The 7,708-nt window shown below is 72.7% G+C and carries 7 protein-coding genes; 2 read left to right on the top strand and 5 right to left on the bottom strand.

Going from position 1 to position 7,708, the window contains the following annotated elements; all coding sequences use genetic code 11:
• On the top strand, positions 1-599 hold a 599-nt coding region (locus VR45_RS17005; protein ID WP_159394240.1), incomplete at its 5' end, for a peptidase inhibitor family I36 protein.
• A 126-nt stretch (positions 600-725) separates the two neighbouring features.
• On the opposite strand, the gene VR45_RS17000 is transcribed toward VR45_RS17005, so the two are convergent.
• Positions 726-2,240 carry an MFS transporter gene (locus VR45_RS17000; RefSeq protein WP_045940612.1) on the bottom strand — a complete coding sequence of 505 codons (1,515 nt, stop codon included), beginning with the start codon at positions 2,238-2,240 and terminating at the stop codon, positions 726-728.
• Between the two features lie 157 nt (positions 2,241-2,397).
• Here VR45_RS17000 and VR45_RS16995 point away from each other — a divergent pair, with 157 nt between their 5' ends.
• Positions 2,398-3,129 carry a TetR/AcrR family transcriptional regulator gene (locus tag VR45_RS16995; RefSeq protein ID WP_045940611.1) on the top strand — a complete coding sequence of 244 codons (732 nt, stop codon included), beginning with the start codon at positions 2,398-2,400 and terminating at the stop codon, positions 3,127-3,129.
• A gap of 97 nt (positions 3,130-3,226) precedes the next feature.
• Here VR45_RS16995 and VR45_RS16990 read toward each other — a convergent pair whose 3' ends face one another.
• The 4 genes from VR45_RS16990 to VR45_RS16975 form a co-directional block, all read right to left on the bottom strand.
• On the bottom strand, positions 3,227-4,063 hold the full coding sequence (locus VR45_RS16990) for a hypothetical protein (protein ID WP_045940610.1): 837 nt from the start codon (positions 4,061-4,063) through the stop codon (positions 3,227-3,229).
• Positions 4,064-4,147: 84 nt separating this feature from the next.
• The gene (locus VR45_RS16985; RefSeq protein WP_045940609.1) at positions 4,148-4,714 is read right to left on the bottom strand and encodes a toxin-antitoxin system HicB family antitoxin; all 567 of its coding nucleotides are present in this window, start codon (positions 4,712-4,714) and stop codon (positions 4,148-4,150) included.
• A 245-nt stretch (positions 4,715-4,959) separates the two neighbouring features.
• Positions 4,960-6,024 carry an adenosine deaminase gene (locus tag VR45_RS16980; protein ID WP_286163278.1) on the bottom strand — a complete coding sequence of 355 codons (1,065 nt, stop codon included), beginning with the start codon at positions 6,022-6,024 and terminating at the stop codon, positions 4,960-4,962.
• 390 nt (positions 6,025-6,414) lie between these two features.
• Entirely contained in the window at positions 6,415-7,695 is a 1,281-nt protein-coding gene (locus tag VR45_RS16975) for a DUF445 domain-containing protein (RefSeq protein ID WP_234371419.1), read from the bottom strand.
• Positions 7,696-7,708 lie beyond the last annotated feature (13 nt).

Here is a 7,708-nt window from a genome sequence, read left to right as displayed (position 1 = left end):
CGCCCGCGCCGTCCGTTCCGACGGCCCCGTCCGCCGACGCCCCGCAGTCCGCCGGCCCGGCGAAGGCAACGCCGTCCACGCCGGTGATCGCCACCTACCGCGGCAAGAAGATCGACCTGGCCCAGGGCTGGGCCGGCGCCAGCGTCTGCACCGAGGTGAAGGGCGGTGCGGTGTACTGCCACGACAGTGTCGCCGAGGCCGACCAGGCGCTCACCACCCTCGACCCGGCGGCGGCCCTCGCCGTCAAGGCCGCCAAGGCCGCCGGCGCCGCGGCCCCCGCCACCGGCGGCCAGGTGGCGCAGTCCACCGCGGACTGCCCGTCCGGCTGGGCCTGCCTCTGGGAGGACGTCAACTTCTCCGGTCTGCTGCTGCGCTGGTCGGAGCCCGGCACCAAGTACCTCTCCGACTGGTCGTTCCGCGACCGGGCCAGCTCCGCCTGCGTGTTCCGCAACGGCGGGGACCTCACGCTCTACGACGACCGCACCCTGCAGCCGGACCCGTCGGTCTACCTGTGGAACGGCAACTGCTACAACCTCACCGGTCTCGGCTACCCGTACGGCGGCAGCTGGAACGACAAGACCGACTACATCGTGCTCTGACCTCTCGCACCGGAGCGCACCGGAGCGCGCTGAGATCGCGCCGGGATCGTGCTCCGAGCGTGCCGAGGTACGCCGAAGGCCGGCCCCCCGTGACGGGGTGCCGGCCTTTCGCGTGCCTCGTGTTCGTCAGACCGCCAGCTCGGCCATGTCCTCCTTGGCCGCTCCGGGAGCCTCGGCGGGGGCGCCCGGCTTGCGGTTCCGCAGCACCAGCGCCGCCACCAGGGCCGCCGCGAGAACGCCCGCCGCGCTCACCATGAGGGTGGTCGACATCGCCGAGGTGAACGCCTCCCGGGCGGCGTGCACCGCGGCGGGGTCGCCCTTGGCCTCGGCCAGCGCGCCGACGATCGACTGCTTGGCCTGCTCGGAGGAGCCGGCCGGCATCTTGTCGGCGTAGCCGCTGGCCAGCAGGGACCCGAGGATCGCGATGCCGAGCGCGGTGCCCGCCTGCTGGATGGTGTCGTTGAGCGCGGAGCCGACGCCCGCCTTCTCGGCCGGGATCTCGCTCATCAGCGCGCCGACCGCGGCCGGCATCGCGAGGCCGGCGCCCAGGCCGAGCAGGCCCAGTGCCACCGCCGGGACGGTGAAGCCGGTGTCCGCGTCGACCGTGCTGAGCAGGACGAACGAGCCGGCCATCAGGCCCATGCCGACCAGGACCAGCGGCCGGTGGCCGGTCTTGGCGCTCAGCCCGGCGCCGGCGCCGTTGCCGATCAGCGCGGCGACCGCCATCGGCACGAAGGCCGTGCCCGCCTTGACCGGCGAGTAGTCCAGCACGAACTGCAGGTACTGGGTGAGGACCAGCAGCAGGCCGCCGTTGCCGATCTGCACCAGGGTCAGCGAGAGCGAACCGCCGCTGAAGTTGCGCTTCTTGAAGAGCGCCAGCGGCACCATCGGCTCCGCGACCTTGTTCTCCCAGACCACGAAACCGCCGAGGGCCGCGACCGCGACCAGCAGGGTGACCAGCGAGCTGCCGCCGAACGCGCCGTGCTTCGGGATCTCGATGATCCACCAGATCAGCGCCGTCATGCCGACCGCCGAGAGGACCGCGCCCAGCGGGTCCGGCTTCTGCCAGGGCCCCTTGGACTCGGGCATCAGGAGCAGCGCGGCCGTGATCGCCACGACCACCACCGGCACGTTGATGAAGAAGATCGAGTGCCAGGAGAAGTGGTCGATCAGCACGCCGCCCAGCACCGGGCTGCCGACCAGGCCGAGCATCGAGACCGAGCCCCAGGCCGCCATGGCCTTGCCCCGCTCGTCCTCGTCGAAGACGGTGATGAGGATCGACAGCGTCGAGGGCATGATCAGCGCGCCGCCCACGCCCATCGCCACCCGGCTCGCGATGACCTCACCGGGGTTGCTGCAGAGCGTCGCCGCCAGCGAGGCCGCGCCGAAGAGCAGCAGACCGGCGATCATCACCTTGCGGCGGCCGAACCGGTCGCCGAGGCTTCCCGAGGTCAGCAGCAGGCCGGCGAAGACCAGGATGTACGAGTCGAGGATCCACTGCGTGTCCTGCGCGGTGGCCTTGAGGTCCTCGGTCATCGACGGCACCGCCACGGTGAGCGCCATGCTGTCGACCACCAGGACGAGCGTGCTGAGGCACAGCACGAGCAGGATCCACCAACGCCGTGGGTTACGGCCTTCCATGTCTTTTCCCCTCCGAAGTACGCCCGATGCGTACGATGTACCGTCGATGCGAACACTGTACGCACTGCGGAACAGTGTGCGCAACCCTGATTCCTGTACGCTTGATGCGAACGGTGTACGCAGGGATTTCCGTTACCGATTCCAAGGAGGACCAGCGGTGGCCGCCAAGGCGACGAACCCGATCCCGTCCGTATGGGCCCGGCAGCAGCGGGAGCCCGAACAGCCCGTGCTCAGCCGGGACACGATCGTCCGCGAGGCGATCGCGATGCTCGACGCCGACGGGGTCGAGGCGCTCTCCATGCGGAAGCTCGGCGCCCGGCTCAACGCCGGCGCGACCTCGCTCTACCGGCACGTCGCCACCAAGGACGAGCTGATCGAGCTCGCGGTGGACGAGGTGTTCGGCGAGATCCCCGTCCCGGACCCGGACGCCACCGAATGGCGCTCCCATGTCACCCTGACCTGCGAGTCCTTCCGGGCCACCACGCTGCGCCACCGCTGGCTGGGCTCGGTCATCGGCCAGGCCGGCCTGGTCTACCTGGGCCCCAACCTGGTGACGGTGTCCGAGCGGATGGCCGCGCTCTTCGCGACCGCCGGCTTCCCCGAGCCGTCGCGGGCCATCGACACCGTGCTCTCCTACGTCCTGGGGATGAGCACCACCGAGGCCGCCTTCCTCACCACGGTGGCCAGGAGCGGCGACACCGAGGCCGAGTTCATCGCCCGGTTGATGCCCTCCGCCGCGGAGGCGGTGGCCGGGCACGACTTCCTCGCCGACGCCTTCGCCGACGCCGCGGCCAACGCCGTGGTGAACCCCGAGGCCCTGCGCGACCAGAAGTTCAACTACGGCCTGGAGGTCATCCTCGACGGCCTGGCGCTCCGCCTGCCGCGCTGACCCCCCCCCCCCCCCCCCCCCTCCCGCTCCCGGGAGCCCGCGGCCGCCCCCCGTCCGGGCGGCCGCGGGCAGTCTGAAGGACACGCCCGGGGTTGGATCAGGCGCGCCGGATCACGATGTCACCGAGCTGCGTACGGGCCGTGAGCTGGACGGTCTCCCCGCCCCCGCCGGGCGCGCCCGAGGCGTCCAGCGCGTTCCGGACCGAGCCGACCTGGGTGTGCACGTCGAGCCAGGCGGCGGTGCCCTCGGCGATGCCGACCTCGACGGTGCCGATGGCGGTCTCCAGCGCGGCGCGGCCCCGGACGAGTTCGCCGATCCGCAGGCTGCCGTTGGCGGACCGGAGGTCGACCCCGGCCAGCGCGGTGCCGACGGTGACGGCGCCGTTGGCCGCCTCGGCCCGCAGCTCGCCGCCGACCTCCCCGACGACGGTCTCGCCGTTGAGGTTCTTGACCTTCAACGCGCCCCCGACGGTGCCGATCTCTATCCGGCCGGAGGACGCCACCTCGGCGTCCCCGTCGGCCCGCCCCAGCCGGACGTCCCCGAGCTCGTTCCGCAGGTCGACGGCCGCCGCCTCGTCGATCCGGATCCGGCCGACCGAGGTCTTGATCCGGCAGTCGCCGAAGACGCCCTCCAGCAGGAAGTCGCCCATCGGCGCGTCGGCGTCCACCGAGGACCCGGCCGGGACCTCGACGGTGATGTCGACCGATCCCGTCTTCCCGAAGATCCCGCGCTTCTTCGGGACCTTGACGACCAGGGCGCCGTCGGCGCAGGAGACCGTGGCCTGCTCGGCGAGCCGGACGTCCAGCGCGGCGCCGGGGTCGGTCGGGCGGACCTCGACCAGGGTGTCGGTGCGCTTGGCGGCCGTGATCCGGACCGAGCCGATGTCGAACCGCAGGGTGGCGCGGATCGGGCCCGGGGTGTCGAAAGAAGGCATGGCTGTTCCGTCCTAGTGGCTCTGTGCTGCGTTTCCGCAGGTGAAAGGGGTGACTGACGGATGATCGAGGGGCCGGGCCGGTGGTTAGCGGACCCAGCCCGTGAAGCCCTGGCCGACCCCGCGGCTGCTCCTCGGCCCGGGCCTGGCGGGTGCGGCCGGCTCCAGCGCGGCGGCGACGGCCCGGACCAGCCAGGCGTTGACGGAGAGGCCCTCCTGCCCGGCGGCCTCCTCGACCCGGGCCTTGAGGTGGCCGGGGAGCCGGAAGTTGATCCGGGCGGTGGTGCCGTCCTCGCCCTCACCGGCCGCACCGGAGGGCGCCACCGGTGGCGCCATCGACGGCGCCACCGACCCCGACCCGGCCGGCCCCGCCTCGTGGAACGGCCCCGGTCCGTGGAACGAGTCGGCGCCCGGCGGCACGGTGACCACGAACTCCGGGTCGAGCCCGCGCAGCCGGACGTCCACCGATCCGGGGGCCAGCTCCCTGGTCACCTCCCCCATCGCGGCGGAGAGTGCGTTCAGCAGCGTGAGCCGGGCGGCCGACTCCAGCGGAAGGGTCAGGCGCTCGGCCAGAGCGCGCGCTTCGTCCCCGCCCGCACCCGCGGCCACCGCGAGCTCGTGCCGGAGATTGTCGACGTACGGCGTGAGGTCCATGTCCAGAAGAATGGCACATGCATGGCGCCATGTCGAGCGATTTGGCGCCACTTATTGGCGCCACTCGAACGAGTGAATGGCGCCACCCCCGGCGAACGGCCCCGCCCGCCCGCACCGGAAGCCCCACCGGCCGCACCGAAGGCCCCGCCCGCCCGCACCGAAAGCCCCGCCCGGGAACGCCCGGGAACGCCGAAGGCCCCGCCGGCACCTGCCGACGGGGCCCCGGAGCCGCGGGAAGCCGCCGCTCAGACCTGGCGCCACCGGGTCAGGTGGGCGTCGATCTCCCCGGCCAGCCGGGCCTTGCCGGTGGCATCGAGGAAGGACGCCTCCACCGCGTTCTTCGCCAGCGCGGCCACCCCGGCCTCGTCCAGGCCGAGCAGCCGCGCCGCCACCGTGTACTCGGTGTTGAGGTCGGTGCCGAACATCGGCGGGTCGTCGCTGTTGACGGTCACCAGCAGCCCGGCCTCGACCATCCGCTTGATCGGGTGGTCCTCGATCCGCTCCACCGCCCGGGTGGCGATGTTGGAGGTCGGGCAGACCTCCAGCGGGATCCGGTGCTCGCCCAGGTGGTCGAGCAGCGCCCGGTCCTTCACCGCCTGGGTGCCGTGGCCGATCCGCTCGGCGCCGAGCACCCGCAGCGCGTCCCAGACCGTCTCCGGCCCGGTGGTCTCCCCCGCGTGCGGGACACTGCGCAGGCCGGCCGCCCGCGCCCGGTCGAAGTAGGGCTTGAACTGCGGGCGCGGGACGCCGATCTCCGGGCCGCCGAGGCCGAAGCTGACCAGACCCTCGGGCGCCAGGTCGACGGCGAGCCGGGCGGTCTCCTCCGCAGCCGCGAGACCGGCCTCGCCGGGGATGTCGAAGCACCAGCGGAGCACCACCCCGAGCTCCTTCTCGGCGCGGTGGCGGGCGTCCTCGATGGCCTCCATGAAGGCGACGTCGGGGATGCCCCGGCTGACCGAGGAGTACGGGGTGACGGTCAGCTCGGCGTAGCGGATGTTCTGCCGGGCCATGTCCTCGGCCACGCCGTAGGTGAGGGCGCGGACGTCCTCGGCGTCCCGGATCAGGTCCACGACGCTCAGGTAGACCTCGATGAAGTGCGCGAAGTCGGTGAAGGTGAAGTACTCGGCGAGGGCCGCCGGATCGAGGGGCACCTTGGTCCGGCCCTCGTGCCGGGCGGCCAGTTCGGCGACCACCCGGGGCGAGGCCGATCCGACGTGGTGGACGTGCAGTTCCGCCTTCGGCATCGCGGCGATGAACGCCTCGATGGAGCGGTCCGCGGACTCCGCGGGGGTGCTGCTGGGGGTTCCGATCCGACTTCCGTCCGGCTGGACCACGGTGGTGCCCTTTCTTCCTCTGCCTCGACGAGCCGCCGCGCCGCGCGTACTTCTACGCGCGTACAAGGTGGTGCTGGCAAGGATAGAGGCGGGCGGTGCGGTGGGGACGGCGGGCACACCCCCGTGCCGCCCGCTGTCCCCGCCGTCCCGCCCGCCACCGCGTCGTCGATCTGCGGGCGGATCTGCGGCCCGGTCGATCACCGTGCCGCGGAACCTGCTGGGACCACTCTGGCGCACGCCGCCGGGGCCGCCGGACCGTTTTCGGCCGTCCCACCACGTCCCCGACCCCCACCGAGGATGTTTTCGCAGGTCAGAGCCCTGTTGCGGGTGGTGTCTCAAGCTTCGGTTGGAGACACCGCCGCTGTCTCAGCCGCCGAACGCGACCGCCAGCGAGTGGATCAGGAGCCCGGCCAGCGCGCCGACCACCGTGCCGTTGATCCGGATGAACTGGAGGTCCCGGCCGACGTTGGCCTCGATCTTGCGCGAGGCGTCGTCGGCGTCCCAGCCCGCCACCGTCTCGGAGATCAGCGAGGTGATCTCAGTGCGGTAGGTCTCGACCAGGTACTGGGCGGCGTCCTGCAGCCAGCCGTCCGCCTTGGCCTGGAGCTTGGGGTCGGTGGCCAGGCGCGCGCCGAAGGTCCGCACGCCCTCACGGATGCGCCGGCGCAGCTCGCTGTCCTCGTCCTCGGCGGCGTTCAGCACCAGCGAGCGGACGGCCGCCCAGGTGGAGGCGATGAGCTCCTGCACCTCGGGCCTGGCGATCAGCTCGCCCTTGGCCCGCTCGACCCGGGCGATGGTCTCCGGGTCGGTCTGCAGCTCGGTGGCGAAGTCGGCGAGGAAGTTGTCGATCGCGCCGCGCGCCGGGTGCTCCTGGTCGTCCCTGATGTCGGTGACGAACCGCATCAGCTCCTTGTAGACCCGTTCGCCGACCTGGTGGTCGAGGAACTTCGGGGTCCAGCCGGGGGTCTTCTGGGTGACCCGCTGGACCACCTCGGCGTGGTTCTCGGCCAGCCAGTCGTGCGCCCGGACGGCGACCAGGTCGACCACCCCGTGGTGGCCGCCGTCCGCGACCACCTTGCCGAGCATCCGGCCGGCCGGCTCGGCGACCGAGGTGGCGGCGGCCCGCCGGGTCACCGCCTCGGCGACGACCGCCTGCACGTCGTCGTCGCGGAGCACCGCCAGCACGCCGCGCAGCGCCGCCGAGGCCTCCTTGGTGACCCGTTCGGCGCTGCCGGGCGCGGCCAGCCACTCGCCCAGCCGGCGGGCGATGCCGAGCGCGGCGAGCCGTTCGCGCACCACCTGGCCGGAGAGGAAGTTCTCCCCGACGAAGTCGCCCAGCGACCGGCCGAAGGAGTCCTTCTTGGTCGGGATGATCGCGGTGTGCGGGATGGGCAGGCCGAAGGGGCGCCGGAACAGCGCGGTCACCGCGAACCAGTCGGCCAGCGCACCGACCATGCCGGCCTCGGCGGCGGCCGCCAGATAGCCGGCCCAGGCACCGGCGCCGGCCGCCTTCGCCCAGGTGGCCAGGGCGAAGACCAGGGTCGCGAAGGCCAGCAGGCCGGTCGCGATGGTCTTCATCCGGCGGACGCCGCGTCTCTTCTCCTCGTCGGCCGCGGTGAACCGCATCCCGGGGCCGGTCCCGCTCAAGGCTTCGTCGCTT

This window comes from Streptomyces sp. NRRL S-495, from assembly GCF_000966955.1.
GTDB classification, from domain to species: domain Bacteria; phylum Actinomycetota; class Actinomycetes; order Streptomycetales; family Streptomycetaceae; genus Kitasatospora; species Kitasatospora purpeofusca.
The sequence above is the reverse complement of the archived record's forward strand: the minus strand, read 5'-3'. Positions and strand labels throughout refer to the sequence as shown.